The sequence below is a fragment of the Microcoleus sp. Z1_A1 genome, assembly GCF_036700305.1.
Lineage (GTDB): Bacteria > Cyanobacteriota > Cyanobacteriia > Cyanobacteriales > Microcoleaceae > Microcoleus.
Window position 1 is genome coordinate 1 of record NZ_JAUBOR010000042.1, and the last position, 12749, is coordinate 12749.

14 protein-coding genes are annotated in these 12749 nt (G+C 45.5%); 7 read left to right on the forward strand and 7 right to left on the reverse strand.

Features of this window, described 5'->3' with window-relative positions; translation table 11 throughout:
* Window positions 1-308: 308 nt before the first annotated feature.
* On the forward strand, window positions 309-935 hold the full coding sequence (locus tag QT973_RS21820) for a HEAT repeat domain-containing protein (RefSeq protein WP_333207476.1): 627 nt from the start codon (window positions 309-311) through the stop codon (window positions 933-935).
* On the opposite strand, the gene QT973_RS21825 is transcribed toward QT973_RS21820, so the two are convergent.
* Window positions 924-1217: a DUF2103 domain-containing protein gene (locus tag QT973_RS21825; RefSeq protein ID WP_333055302.1), complete on the reverse strand. Its 294-nt coding sequence runs from the start codon at window positions 1215-1217 to the stop codon at window positions 924-926. The two genes, QT973_RS21820 and QT973_RS21825, sit on opposite strands and share 12 nt — an antisense overlap.
* Before the next feature lie 100 nt (window positions 1218-1317).
* Complete coding sequence (locus QT973_RS21830) at window positions 1318-1785, reverse strand: response regulator (RefSeq protein ID WP_333392156.1); 468 nt, start codon at window positions 1783-1785, stop codon at window positions 1318-1320.
* A gap of 170 nt (window positions 1786-1955) precedes the next feature.
* Here QT973_RS21830 and QT973_RS21835 point away from each other — a divergent pair, with 170 nt between their 5' ends.
* Window positions 1956-2915 carry an Rpn family recombination-promoting nuclease/putative transposase gene (locus tag QT973_RS21835; protein WP_333055300.1) on the forward strand — a complete coding sequence of 320 codons (960 nt, stop codon included), beginning with the start codon at window positions 1956-1958 and terminating at the stop codon, window positions 2913-2915.
* Window positions 2916-3034: 119 nt separating this feature from the next.
* Window positions 3035-3361: an antibiotic biosynthesis monooxygenase gene (locus tag QT973_RS21840; RefSeq protein WP_333055299.1), complete on the forward strand. Its 327-nt coding sequence runs from the start codon at window positions 3035-3037 to the stop codon at window positions 3359-3361.
* Here the strand turns inward: QT973_RS21840 and cas6 are convergent, their stop codons facing one another.
* Both cas6 and QT973_RS21850 read right to left on the reverse strand, forming a co-directional pair.
* Window positions 3362-4243 (reverse strand): CRISPR-associated endoribonuclease Cas6, encoded by an 882-nt coding sequence (gene cas6, locus QT973_RS21845; RefSeq protein ID WP_333055298.1) that lies wholly within the window; start codon window positions 4241-4243, stop codon window positions 3362-3364.
* Between the two features lie 280 nt (window positions 4244-4523).
* On the reverse strand, window positions 4524-5606 hold the full coding sequence (locus QT973_RS21850) for a class I fructose-bisphosphate aldolase (protein WP_333055297.1): 1083 nt from the start codon (window positions 5604-5606) through the stop codon (window positions 4524-4526).
* A 225-nt stretch (window positions 5607-5831) separates the two neighbouring features.
* Between QT973_RS21850 and QT973_RS21855 the strand changes: the two genes are divergently transcribed.
* From QT973_RS21855 to QT973_RS21870, 4 genes are all read left to right on the forward strand, one after another.
* Window positions 5832-8462, forward strand: a complete 2631-nt coding sequence (locus tag QT973_RS21855; protein WP_333055367.1) for a M1 family metallopeptidase — start codon at window positions 5832-5834, stop codon at window positions 8460-8462.
* A gap of 390 nt (window positions 8463-8852) precedes the next feature.
* Complete coding sequence (locus QT973_RS21860) at window positions 8853-9269, forward strand: NUDIX hydrolase (protein WP_333055295.1); 417 nt, start codon at window positions 8853-8855, stop codon at window positions 9267-9269.
* A 140-nt stretch (window positions 9270-9409) separates the two neighbouring features.
* Window positions 9410-9979, forward strand: coding sequence for a hypothetical protein (locus tag QT973_RS21865; RefSeq protein ID WP_333055294.1), 570 nt, complete (start codon window positions 9410-9412; stop codon window positions 9977-9979).
* A complete protein-coding gene (locus QT973_RS21870; RefSeq protein ID WP_333055293.1) occupies window positions 9967-10314 on the forward strand; it encodes a hypothetical protein in 348 nt (115 codons plus the stop codon). The genes QT973_RS21865 and QT973_RS21870 overlap by 13 nt, the downstream gene beginning before the upstream one ends.
* 5 nt (window positions 10315-10319) lie before the next feature.
* Here QT973_RS21870 and QT973_RS21875 read toward each other — a convergent pair whose 3' ends face one another.
* From QT973_RS21875 to psbQ, 3 genes are all read right to left on the reverse strand, one after another.
* Complete coding sequence (locus QT973_RS21875; protein ID WP_333055292.1) at window positions 10320-10802, reverse strand: hypothetical protein; 483 nt, start codon at window positions 10800-10802, stop codon at window positions 10320-10322.
* Between the two features lie 51 nt (window positions 10803-10853).
* Window positions 10854-11981, reverse strand: coding sequence for an FAD-dependent oxidoreductase (locus QT973_RS21880; protein ID WP_333392158.1), 1128 nt, complete (start codon window positions 11979-11981; stop codon window positions 10854-10856).
* Between the two features lie 295 nt (window positions 11982-12276).
* Window positions 12277-12720, reverse strand: a complete 444-nt coding sequence (psbQ, locus tag QT973_RS21885) for a photosystem II protein PsbQ (protein WP_333055290.1) — start codon at window positions 12718-12720, stop codon at window positions 12277-12279.
* Window positions 12721-12749: the final 29 nt, after the last annotated feature.

Genomic DNA, 12749 nt, shown 5'->3' on the forward strand with positions numbered 1-12749 from the left:
GGCGTCCCGCCCGTCCAAAAAGGACGGGCGGGACGCCCATCCCACAATCTTGTGGAAGTTATTTAATTCTCATTCCTAAGACTGTCCTACTTCGAGCAGAGTAAGCTTTTTAAGTCGATCGCCGCGCCTCACGCACGCTGCAAAAAGTTCGATCGCGCGATCGACCCAACCTACAATTACAATATAGCCATCCTAAATCATTTGTAAATTTCTTACTCCCTCCCCTTGATAAGGGGAGGGTTGGGGTGGGGTCAAAAATTTACGACCCAACCTACAATTACAATAGTCACGGTAAAGCTTACAAATAAATGGCATTAGAACTAATTCAGGCTGTCGAAAAAGCAGATTCTTCCGAGGGCTTGTTAAATGCGGTCAAAGCACTGGCGGCGACTCCCTCAACACAAGCAATTCCTACCTTAATTACAGTGCTCGGTTACAACAACCCAGGCGCTGCTGTTGCAGCCGTTGATGGGCTGATTAAACTCGGAGAAGCTGCGGTGCTGCCGCTTCTAGAACAGCTTGACGGCTACAATTACGGGGCGAGAGCTTGGGCTGTTCGGGCTTTGGCGGGAATTGGCGACCCCAGGGGTTTGGAGATTTTGCTCGATGCAGCGGCGAATGACTTTGCTTTGAGCGTGCGGCGGGCGGCGGTTAGGGGTTTGGGGACGATTTGCTGGGAATTGATGCCGGCAGAACAAATTGCAGATGCTCAACTTCGCGCTGTGAAAACGCTACTGCAAGCGTCCCGAGATCCAGAATGGGTGGTGCGCTACGCAGCAGCGGGGGGTTTGCAAGCTTTGGCGGGTGCTGCGACTGTTAAACCGGATTGGTTAGCGGAAGTTTCGGCCCGACTTGAGGAAATCACCCAAAGCGATGAAACTACTTCAGTTAGGGCTCGGGCTTTGCTTGCTAAGGAAAAATTGTCACTTGGGTAGGGTTTGGGCGATCGTCTCTTCCAAGTCCCCTTGAGTGAGAGTCGTTAATATAAAGACTTCTTGTACGGTTTTGCCCTGTCTGGCGATGATTTTAAATCCCCCGCGGATGGGTACTGACACTCTTAATGTCATGCGGGGGATGTGTCCTTTAACTTTGTTGATGACGCCGGGAGTGACTGTTTGAATGCCCATTTTTAGGGTGAGGCGCTCTAAAATTGGTATCAAACCGGGAAGGTGGGTAGAGTGATTCCAAACTAGGCGGCCTTTGGGTTGTGCGTTCATAAATATTTAACCAAATTCAACATACCCAGTCTAAGCCACCCCTGGGGGGAACCAATTTGAAATTCCCTCAACTTATGTATCAATAACGTTACTGTGCGTGTTATTGCGAGCAAACCGAGGCAATCTCAAACCGAGATTTTTGATGGCTGGCGCGCAAGCTGAGATTTGATGGTGCAGAATTGTCCTGTACTTTTTGATGTTGTGGGTTGCTAACTGTCGGTTTTTCTAGTTGAGTGGCGATCGCCGCAAGCATTTCTGCGAGGCTGCAAGGTTTCTGGAGATAGCCGTCTGCTTTGAGTTCCAGGGCTTTTTCCATTTCGGAGGCTGTCATAAAAATAAACGGAATGCTGGCGGTTGCAGGGTGCGATCGCACGGCTGCGAATACTTCAAAACCGTTTAGTTCCGGCATCATGACATCTGACAAAATTAAATCGGGAATTTCGGCTGCTAACTCGATACCGACTTTTCCATTTTCAGCACCCACAGCTTCAAAACCGCGCGATTGCAGAAGTTCTAATACGGTTTCTCGAATTAAGTTATTGTCTTCAATTACTAATATTTTGGTCATTTTTGTTACTTTTATGTTGGTTTTATTTTTACTTGTATGTTAAATTTATATCACCCGTATTTTCATAAATTCAAGTGGGCTATTGCAGCTACCCAGTTTTCGCAGCCCCGAAGCGATCGCACTAGCTCAAAATTTTTCATAAATCAATAAAACAGTTCGGGAAAAATATCATGAAATTTATCAGCCCTAAAACAGACTTTGCCTTCAAAAAAATCTTTGGTTCCACCGACAGCCAAGACATCCTCATCAGCTTCTTAAATGCTCTAATTTACGCCGGTGAGCCAATCATCCAAGACTTGCAAATTATTGACCCTTACTCGGCTGCTACCGTTAGCGGACTCAAAGATAGTTATTTGGATGTCAAAGCTCGAATTACGGGCAACAAGACGGTAATTATTGAAATGCAAGTTCTGAATGTAGCCGCTTTTGAAAAACGAGTCGTCTACAACCTAGCCAAAACCTATGCCAACCAACTCAAAATCAGAGAAGGTTATCCTAGATTAAAACCAGTAATTGCTTTGACGATCACTGATTTTGAAATGTTTAAAGAACAACCTGATGTTATTTCTCATTTTGTGTTCAAGGAAAAAGAGAAACTATTTGATTATCCCCATCTCCAAGTTGAAATGTTTTTTGTGGAATTGCCGAAGTTCAAAAAAGAGTTAGATGAACTCACAAGTTTGACTGATAAATGGATTTATTTTATGAAGCACACTCCCGATCTAGAAACAATCCCAGCCACAATGGAAACAGTTCCAGAACTAGAAAAAGCTTTTCAAATTGCCAATGAAGCTAACTTAAGCTTGAAAGAGTTCCAGGATATGGAAGCCCAAGAAGCGGCGATCGAAGAACAGCGGGGAATAGTTTCTAGAGGTATAGAAGAAGGTTTGGAGCGAGCTAGGGCTCAATTGATGCAAGAAGGCCGTCAAGCAGGGATGCAAGAAGGGATTAGAGCAGGCCAAAGAGCATTAATTCTGCGTCTGCTGGAGCGACGTGTAGGAGCCGTAAATCCCGATGTAGTTTCGCGGATTGGGGAATTATCGGTTGAGCAATTAGAGAGTTTGGTGGAGGAGGTAGTCGGATTTTCTAGTTTATCCGATTTAATGGTTTGGTTGGATAGAGCAGAATAAGAGAGAGAGCGCTGTGAGGTTTTTTTAGGTCGATCGACTTATAAACAGCCATATTCACAAATTTCGGGCGATCGGGTAAAATATAACTTAGTGTATCGCTATTAAGTGAGGAAAAAGATATGTCAGAATTTCTCGACTTTCTCCGACATCAGTTTGCCTACGTTGCCATTGGCGAATTTAAACCAGGAAAATTTGAAGCTGCAGAACAACTTTTTGAAAAAGCCGTTGCAACTTATGCCACAGGTTTTAAGGGAGCATACCTGCTGCAATTGCCCAATACAGACAAAGGTATTGCCATCATTTTTTGGGAAAGCGTAGAAGATATGGCAGCCAATCAAAGCGAAGCTTATCAGGAAATATTGAAGCAGATGGCGCCTTTGTTTGCGAAAATACCAGACACTGATGTTTATGAAATTGTTAGTGAAATTCAGCCAAAAAGTGAATGATTAAAAAACCTGCAATCGGCGCGTCATTCCCATGCCCATCGGCGTCTTTCGCCCGACTCCGCTGTAAAGCGCAAAATCTGCTAAAGTGTTAATTTGCTTGATAGTAGCAGGAGCTATATCTCCCATAATTCGGTAACTAATATCGCCGACGCAGCCAATAAATTTACTGCGAGAATCCGTACTAACTTCTGTTCTGATATCGAAGAAACTGGGAAAAATAGCTTCTGTGAAAGTAGGTTCGATCGCCATCCGGCTGTACTTGTTCCAGCGATTCGCTAAACTGCCAAAAATACTCTCACGAGTGGGCATAGCACTATCGTAGACACCTTGCCGAAAATTAGTAGGAGTGCAAAAACTAAAAGCTATTTGGCGCTCAGTTTCCGAAGCTCTCTCGAACAATTCGGTGTAACTACAAAAGTTTACCCACGGCTGGTTGGATTGCGGTTCCCTCAAAATATTAGTAATGTATATATTTGTCGGGCCCAGATGCCAGGGGCGAGCGAAATTAAGTTGCTGCCAAAGTTGAGTTAGGCGATCGAACAAACCGTCATCCAGCAGAGAAATTCGCCACCAAATCGGCGTATTTTCCTGAATAGCTTGCTTGTGTTCCCACTGTAGGGCCGGAGATATTGTGCGGGAAGCCGGAGGCAAAACTCTCTTTTGTGGCTGGGGCGTGCTGCTTTTGTAAGCCTCTTTTCTGCTTACTTGAAAAGGGCTTAAAGTGAAAGCTTTTTCATGAGATTGATCGTGCAGGTACGCGCTCAAATCGCTGTCTACAGCACTCACAAGATTCAAAAACAAAGCGTGGAGATGTCGCCCCGTTAAAAACTGGGATGGAATTGGTGCAACTGGCAGCAGGTTTAAAACAAGGCTGTGCGGCATTTTTAAATTCTATACTGTGTCTCTATATATTTTCAGCTCGTATTAATATTACAGCTAAGTTGGCACTTAGGAATGAGAATTAAATAACTTCCACAAGTTTGTGGGATGGGCGTCCCGCCCATCCCACAATAACAATTAAAATTGTAAGTTATTTAATTCGCGATCCTTAGATTAAAGAATTTTAATCACGTAAGGTGCACACTCTGCACCTTACGTTGAGGGGGATTTGTACGCCTAGTGCACCCTAGGTTTAGGTGGTGATATTGAGTGCGGGAAATTTTTAGGCGATCGAGATTTCAGGCGACAAATAAACATCTTGAATGGCGTGGAACAATTTTACGCCTTCTTCAAAGGGACGCTGAAAAGTTTTGCGACCGGAAATTAAGCCGCAGCCGCCAGCCCGCTTGTTAATTACCGCCGTGCGAATTGCTTCTGCAAAATCGCTTTTACCGGAAGCACCGCCGGAGTTAATTAAACCCATCCTTCCCGCATAACAGTTGAGCACTTGATAGCGAGTTAGATCGATCGGGTGATCCGTTGTCAAATCCGAATAAACGCGCTTGTCGGTTTTGCCGTAAGTCTTGTCGCTTGCTTTAGCAACAGCTTCGTAACCGTTGTTGCATTCGGGCAATTTCTGCTTGATAATGTCAGCTTGAATTGTCACTCCCAAGTGATTTGCTTGCCCGGTTAAATCGGCTGCAACGTGATAATCTTTGTCTTGTTTAAAGATATCGTTGCGGAGGTAGCACCACAGAATTGTCGCCATGCCGTATTCGTGAGCGTGAGCAAAAGCTTGACTGACTTCTTGGATTTGTCGCGTAGATTCCGGGGAACCAAAATAAATTGTGGCTCCGACTGCTGTTGCTCCCAAATTCCAAGCTTGCTCCACTGAAGCAAACATTATTTGGTCGAATTGATTGGGATAAGTTAGCAATTCGTTGTGATTGAGCTTGACAATGAAAGGGATTTTGTGCGCGTATTTACGAGATACGCTTCCCAAAACTCCCAGGGTTGTCGCGACAGCATTGCAGCCAGCAGAGATTGCTAGTTTGATGATGTTTTCGCTGTCAAAATAAATGGGATTCGGTGCAAAAGAAGCGGCGGCAGAGTGTTCGATTCCTTGGTCTACTGGCAGGATGGATAAATAGCCGGTATTTGCCAAGCGTCCGCTAGAATAGAGTTGCTGAAGCGATCGCAAAACTTGAGGAGATCGATCGGTTTGAGCAAAAATGCGATCGACCCAATCCGGGCCCGGCAGGTGCAACAAATCTTTAGGAACTTTTGCTTGATGGGTGAGCAAGTCTTCGGCTTCGTCGCCCAGCCAAGACTCGATGGAATTGGGAACTGATAGTGTAGCTGTCATACAGATTTCCCTCTGAATTTCAATTACAGGCTGATGATTGCAGACATTAACCTTGCTGACTATTGTAACGAAAAAATCATATTTTCCATCCCCTCAACGATAGACCCAGTTTTTAACAAATTAGCGACAACAGCAGCTAGGACGCGCTACTCTATAATAAGCTGGCAGTTCAGCCGGATCGGCGCTGCCAGCGATCGCCGCTCGACTCACAACTTTGCCATCACAATGTCAAATACTTACTTCGATTCTGAAAACGCTCACAAATCCTTTGAGATGCCCGGTGCTCGGCCGCATTACAATCCGGATCGCCCTGGTCAAGTAGAGCATATTTTCCTCGACTTAGTGCTGAATATTCCCAAACAAAGCTTTCGTGGCACTTGCAGCATCCGCATCAATCCAGTCCGCAGCGGTATTGACAAATTAACCTTAGATGCTGTCAACCTGAATATTAAATCAGTAAAAGTCGGCGAAATTGAGCAAAATTTCGACAGCGATGGCGAAGTGCTGCAAATTCAACTACACGAACCAACAGAAGCTTACCAACCAATTACAATTGCGATCGACTACTGGGTCGAAAAACCCCAACGTGGCCTTTATTTCGTCGGCCCGGACAAACACTATCCAGACAAACCTACTCAAGTTTGGACTCAAGGCGAAGACGAAGATTCCCGTTTCTGGTTTCCCTGTTTCGACTATCCCGGACAGTTGGCAACTTCGGAAATTCGAGTGCAAGTGCCGAGACAACTTTTTGCTATTTCCAACGGCGAATTAATTAGTACAAAAAACGAAGGCGACGATAAAATTTATCACTGGTCCCAAACCCAGGTACACCCGACGTACTTAATGACCTTAGCAGTCGGAGATTTTGCCGAAATTAAAGACGAATGGAACGGCAAACCAGTTAATTATTACGTGGAAAGGAGCCGCGAAGCAGACGCTAAGCGCAGCATGGGCAAAACGCCTCAAATGATTGAATTCTTCTCTCAAGCATTTGGCTATCCTTACCCTTTTCCCAAATACGCTCAAGTCTGCGTCGATGATTTTATCTTCGGCGGTATGGAAAATACTTCCACAACTTTGCTGACAGATAGGTGCTTGTTAGACGAACGCGCCGCCCTCGACAATCGCGGTACTGAAAGCTTAGTCGCCCACGAACTAGCTCACCAATGGTTCGGCGATTTAGTAGTAATTAAACATTGGTCTCACGCTTGGCTGAAAGAAGGCATGGCTTCTTATTCCGAGGTGCTGTGGACTGACAAAGAATATGGCAAAGAAGACGCGGCTTACTATATGCTAAATGAAGCCCGCAATTATTTAGCTGAAGATAGTTCCCGCTACCGCCGCCCCATTGTTACTCACGTTTACCGCGAAGCAATCGAATTGTACGATCGCCATTTGTACGAAAAAGGTGCTTGCGTCTATCACATGATTCGTGCCGAGTTGGGCGACGAATTATTTTACAAAGCAATTCACACTTTTGTGCGGGATAACGCTCACAAAACTGTAGAAACCATCGATTTGCTCAGGGCGATAGAAAAGGCTACCGGTCGCAATCTCATGTTTTTGTTTGACCAGTACGTTTATCGCGGCGGTCATCCCGATTATAAAGTTGCTTATTCCTGGGATGGCGACAGCAAGTTAGCAAAAGTTACTGTCACCCAAACTCAGGTAAAAGATAGCAAGAATGGCAACAGCAACAGCAAAGATGTCTTTGACCTAAAAATCCCGATCGGCTTCGGTTACAAGCCAGAAAAAGAAGCAGACGATGACAGTTGGGCACGTTCAACCCCGAACCTAAAAACTTTCACAGTCCGAGTGCATGAGCGCGAGCAAAGCTTCTATTTCCCCCTAGAACAGAAGCCTGCATATATCAGTTTTGATGTCGGCAATAAATACTTAAAAACAGTTGTGTTAGAGTATGGAGTTGCGGAACTAAAAGCTCAGTTGCAGTTCGATCCAGACCCGGTTTCCCGGATTTACGCTGCCCAAGCTTTGGCGAAGAAGGGAGGGCTAGAAGCTGTGAAAACGCTGTCAGAAGTTCTCAAGAAAGAGCCGTTCTGGGCAGTACGGGCAGAAGTTGCCGGTCAGTTAGTTGAAATTAAACTCGACCAAGTTTTTGAAGGTTTAGTAAGTGGTTTAAAAGATAAAGATGCTCGTGTTCGTCGCGCTGTGGTGAATGCGCTGGGTAAAATTCAAACTCACGAAACTTATAAAGCGCTGAGATCGATCGTCGAAAAAGGGGACGACAGCTATTATGTAGAAGCAGCAGCAGCGACTGCTATTGGCGGAATCTCAGCAGCTAACCCCGACGAAAAACCAACCGACGAACAGGTACTCAAAGAGTTAAAATTGGTGCTCAAAGAGCGTCAGGGGTGGAATGAGGTAGTGCGATCGGGTGCGATATCCGGTTTGGCGCAGATGAAAACTTCTGAAGATGCGCTGAATTTAATTTTGAAATACACAGCCGCCGGTACTCCGCAAGCTTTGCGCTTGGCTGCAATTCGCTCTTTGGGCACAATTTCGACTGGTCAAACGAAGGTCAATTTAGAACGGATTTTGCAGCGATTGGCAGAATTATCTAAAGAGACGTTTTTCTTGACTCAAGTCTCTGTAGTAGTGGGATTGGGACAAATGCAAACTCGCAAAGCAATTCGCATTTTGCGTTCTTTAGCTGACCAAACTCCCGATGGCCGCGTCCGCCGCATGGCTGATGAAGCTGTGCAAAGAGTGCAGAAAAATGCTGGTTCTGATGCAGCGGTAAAGCAGTTGCGGGAGGAATTAGACCAGGTGAAAAAGGAGAATCAAGATTTGAGGAGTCGGATGGAAAATTTGGAGGCTAAGGCGAAGAAAGATTAGGCGTAAAATCCTACCGACGCAGATAAAGGCAGATATTGGCGATCGGCTTTTATCTGCTTGTCGGTAGAGGATTTGGCGAATTTATTATAATAATATTATTGTTCAGTGGGAGTGCAGGGGAATTTCCTATTTTCGACAGACAGGAAAAGCCAAATATGTTTATTATCCAATTTATTGCTGTCTCAACTTGGGAAGTGTAGAAAATCAGGCGTGCAGTTTTTATTGTTTAGTTGGCAGCTATTAATCGGAGTTATGCACGGGTGGCGAGAAACCGGGTTTTTTACGAAAATCCTGCGCTGTAGCCCGGAGAGTCGGCAAAAAACCCGGTTTCTTTAGTCCTATGTCAATCAAGTTGCAGCAGATTTTGCAGCCAGAAATATTGCAGAAATCATGAGTATAAAAATCGCTTTACTGGTCGATCAATCGGGGGTAATTCCCTATCGCATTCAAGACGGACAAATAGAAGTAATGCTGATTACTTCTTCTGCTAGCAAGCGCTGGGTGATTCCCAAAGGATTAATTGAACCTGACATGACTCCCCAAGATTCTGCTGCCAAGGAAGCTTGGGAAGAAGCAGGTTTGTTGGGTAAAGTCTTCCCGGATTTGCTGGGAACTTACGAGTATCAAAAGTCCGGCTATACTTGTCAGGTAGAAGTATTTTTAATGCAAGTGCAAGCAGTTCTAGAAATTTGGCCGGAAGCTAGCAAGAGAAAGCGGCAGTGGGTAAGTATTCCTAAAGCAATTAAGCGGGTTAATGAACCGGAACTCAAACTCATTTTGGCGGATTTGCCGAATCGGTTCTGGTGAAGAGTCATCGGTAAGAGCGGGTTTACCAATACTTTGGTTTTCAACCATAAATTCGGGTGAACCCGCTAAAAGAACAAAATGACTGAAGACTATATGCTTTATGATTCTGGAGATGCGATCGCCCGGAGCCATCTCCTCTGATGACCCACCTTAACCCGATTAAAATTCTCTCCCTCAATGACCTGCGCGAGAACAAGCCCGAACGTCCAGGCTGGTCACTCACCTTCGGAGCCATCTGTGCAGATGCCGCCGCCGTTTGCCTCGACGATGGAGGACACTCTATCCCTGTGAAGCTGACAATCGAGGGGATTCAACCCTGTGAAATCCAAATTCAATGGGATGCGATCGATGATACCATCCGTCGCTTCAATGCCGATCGAGAAGTTGCCACTGAATATGGAGCCTACGGTATCGCGGCGTTGATCATGCCTCACCTCACTGGACTCACCATCATCGAACGTTCTGTCAAAGGTAAAGGGTTAGGTTTTGACTTTTGGCTGGGTTCGCTCGAAGATCCAGGCACGCTATTTCAGCGCAAAGCCCGCTTAGAAGTCTCCGGCATTCGTAAAGGTTCTGACAGCATTATTCAAGCCAGAGTTAACATAAAATTAGAACAAATCCGCCCTTCAGATGACGTAGCTCCTGGCTATGTATCTGTAATTGAGTTCGGTACTCCCAAAGCACGGATCGTCAAAAAATGCAGACCGTAGAAGCCCTTCACCATGAAGCAATGGAACTGGTCGATCGAGCAGTTTTCGCCCGTCAGTGCGGTGATATCGACCAAGTGACTGCACTCACCAGAGCCGCCTTTGCGAAAGAACGGGCGGCAGCGGATTTAGTAGCAAACGAGTGGGATTTTGAGCCTACTCGTTCTATACTGCATCGGAGCGCCGCCGTACTTGCCATTGAGTGTGCCCAACTCCGGCAAGCAGAACGGCTGATTGGACGCGCCCTCGCAGGCAACCCTCCCACGGACATTGCGGATGAACTGCGTGACCTGCTTATAGAAGAAATTTACTCGCAGCGTCAAGCGATTGGAGCTTAATTTATTTAAGCGTTAGCTGACAGAAAAGGAATACTTTCGGCTAAGTTATCCTTAACTTCAATTCCCTGTTTTCTCGCCCAAAACTGGCTCAAAAAGTGAATTTGCCGCAAGCCGACAACTAAATTTAAACCTGGTACAAAAATCCACCAAACTGTTAGCGGTTCTTTGATTCCTTCTTGGCGGTACAATTCGTTAACTGTCTTGTAAAGTTTGAACTGCACGATGTAAATCCAAGCAATACCCAGCAAGGAAAACCAACCAAACCATCCGGGAACGTCAGGGTCGAATATTCGCAAAGCTTGGGGGACGGCTACTCCTAAAACAAAGGGAAGCAAGCAAAGGGTTCCCGACCAACCGCTGCCGTTATAGCGACGCAATTCTTCTTGAATAATCCATTTGTACCATCCGTAATATAGCAGCAAGCTGACTCCAGACAGCAAAATTACTCGCCACAAAGAGCGCGGTTTACCTAAAGGTTTGTCGGACATATTTAGATGTAAGATATGAATTGCTATCTTGATTATATTAACATTTGTTAATTATTGCAAAATCATTTCTCGAATCGATCGCGCTGTTGCAGGGGCCAGCAGAACACCGTTGCGATAGTGGCCGCTGGCGATGAGAACGCGATCGTTACCGGGAAGCGTCTCGATAATTGGGGCCGGTCGCCCTTCCGGCCGCGGGCGCAATCCTGACCATTTCCTGATGATTGAGGCGAATGCTAAGGCCGGACAAAGTGCGATCGCCCTCGCCATCACTTGCGCCAACATATCAGCATTCGCCTGAATTTCCCCGCCATTTTCGGAAAACTCCACCGTCGCCCCCACCCAATATTCCTGATTTTCCACAGGCACAATGTGAACGTCATCGCAAGAAATTACCGGGCTAAAATCTGGGTTTCCTACAGGATTGGGCGTCAGCAAATGCAGCGCTTGTCCCAACACCGGGCGAATGTCAACCAACTGATTTAACGATGCAGTCACAGCAGCAGAACCCAAACCAGCCGCCACAATTAGTCGATCGAAATTTTCAGCAACAGGCAAGATGCTTGTTCCACAAGACTTATTGACAGTAATGGAAGATGGGAGTTGAATCTCAGACACCTGAGAATCCAACTCAGTAATGCCTTGAACTTCCACTCCAAACTCAAAATTAACTCCTTTGAGTTTAGCAGCCTCAACCAAAGCCAAAGTTAGCGCCGTCGGATCGACTTGCCGGTCTTGAGGCGAATAAATCGCAGCAATAATCCGATCGTTTAAAGATAGATGAGGGCAGCGAGATCGCACTCGTTCCAGATCCCAAAGTTCCAATTTCCAACCTTGAGACTCACGAGTTGCTATCAATTTTTCCCATTTACTTAAATCCTCTCCCTCCGAACAAAGCATTAAAATTCCTTGTTTGTTAAAAGGAATTTTTCGCCCCGTAACTGCTTCCAATTCTGGAATCAAAGTTTCGTAGCGCTGAAGGCTAGTTTCCCTCAACTGCCAATTTCTGCCCTTAGTTTTGTGGCTGATAACTCCCATCAAAACACCGAGTGCCGCGCCAGTAGAACCTTCTGCAGGCGGCTGTTTGTCGAACACAGTAACTTTCAGTTCGGGAAATTGACTTAGTTCAAAGGCGATCGAAGCCCCAACAATACCGCAACCAATAATTGCAACACGAACCATTCAATTTTAGATTTTAGATTTTAGATTTTAGATTAACTGCTTCCTAGGTTTTGTCCATATAAACCTGTTTCGGACGGGCAAGATGCCCGCCCCACAAGAAAACTGATTGTTTTTTTGTGGAACAGGCATCTTGCCTGTTCTTGAGAATGATACCCGCACAAGAAAACTGATTGTTTCTTTGTGGAACAGACATCTTGCCTGTTCTTGAGAATGATACCCGCACAAGAAAACTGATTGTTTCTTTGTGGAACAGGCATCTTGCCTGTTCTGGATGCCAGATGTGAGTTAAGGCTAATTAAGCTTTAGGAATTAACTGCAAGAAGGCATCGAAATCACTGACAGCTTTTTGATAGCTGGCCGTGACTTTTGCATAGTCAAGGTCTTTAGCAGCAAGATCGATGTTAACCAAATCGGCAAACAAACTCTTGGTCAAATCAACAGCTTGTTGTTGAGAACTAGGCAACAAACTCGCAGAAACGGTTTTCATGGTGTTCCGCAAGTCGCCTAGAGGCCCGTGAATGTAAGTTCTGGTATCAACCCAATTCCGTTTTTGAATTAGGGTGCCCAATTTGTCCATGCGCGATCGGAAATCTGTCAGGGTAGGAACATAGCGCTCTATTTGCTGGATTTGCGCTGCTGTGTAAGTCGTTGGAACTTTTGCTTCGACACTGCTGCAACTAACCAGAAATGCCATCAAAAACGCCATCATCAAGGCAAAAATTGAACGGGGACGAGTCATGTCGATTTTAGATTTTAGATTTTAGATTT

Bases quoted from the DNA above. Each gene is read 5' to 3' on its own strand.
- psbQ (WP_333055290.1), bottom strand. From the start codon at position 12,720: ATGACTCGTCCCCGTTCAATTTTTGCCTTGATGATGGCGTTTTTGATG.
- QT973_RS21850 (WP_333055297.1), bottom strand. From the start codon at position 5,606: ATGACAGCTACACTATCAGTTCCCAATTCCATCGAGTCTTGGCTGGGC.
- QT973_RS21855 (WP_333055367.1), top strand. From the start codon at position 5,832: ATGTCAAATACTTACTTCGATTCTGAAAACGCTCACAAATCCTTTGAG.
- QT973_RS21870 (WP_333055293.1), top strand. From the start codon at position 9,967: ATGCAGACCGTAGAAGCCCTTCACCATGAAGCAATGGAACTGGTCGAT.
- QT973_RS21835 (WP_333055300.1), top strand. From the start codon at position 1,956: ATGAAATTTATCAGCCCTAAAACAGACTTTGCCTTCAAAAAAATCTTT.
- QT973_RS21825 (WP_333055302.1), bottom strand. From the start codon at position 1,217: ATGAACGCACAACCCAAAGGCCGCCTAGTTTGGAATCACTCTACCCAC.
- QT973_RS21820 (WP_333207476.1), top strand. From the start codon at position 309: ATGGCATTAGAACTAATTCAGGCTGTCGAAAAAGCAGATTCTTCCGAG.
- QT973_RS21865 (WP_333055294.1), top strand. From the start codon at position 9,410: ATGACCCACCTTAACCCGATTAAAATTCTCTCCCTCAATGACCTGCGC.
- QT973_RS21860 (WP_333055295.1), top strand. From the start codon at position 8,853: ATGAGTATAAAAATCGCTTTACTGGTCGATCAATCGGGGGTAATTCCC.
- QT973_RS21840 (WP_333055299.1), top strand. From the start codon at position 3,035: ATGTCAGAATTTCTCGACTTTCTCCGACATCAGTTTGCCTACGTTGCC.
- QT973_RS21880 (WP_333392158.1), bottom strand. From the start codon at position 11,981: ATGGTTCGTGTTGCAATTATTGGTTGCGGTATTGTTGGGGCTTCGATC.
- QT973_RS21875 (WP_333055292.1), bottom strand. From the start codon at position 10,802: ATGTCCGACAAACCTTTAGGTAAACCGCGCTCTTTGTGGCGAGTAATT.
- cas6 (WP_333055298.1), bottom strand. From the start codon at position 4,243: ATGCCGCACAGCCTTGTTTTAAACCTGCTGCCAGTTGCACCAATTCCA.
- QT973_RS21830 (WP_333392156.1), bottom strand. From the start codon at position 1,785: ATGACCAAAATATTAGTAATTGAAGACAATAACTTAATTCGAGAAACC.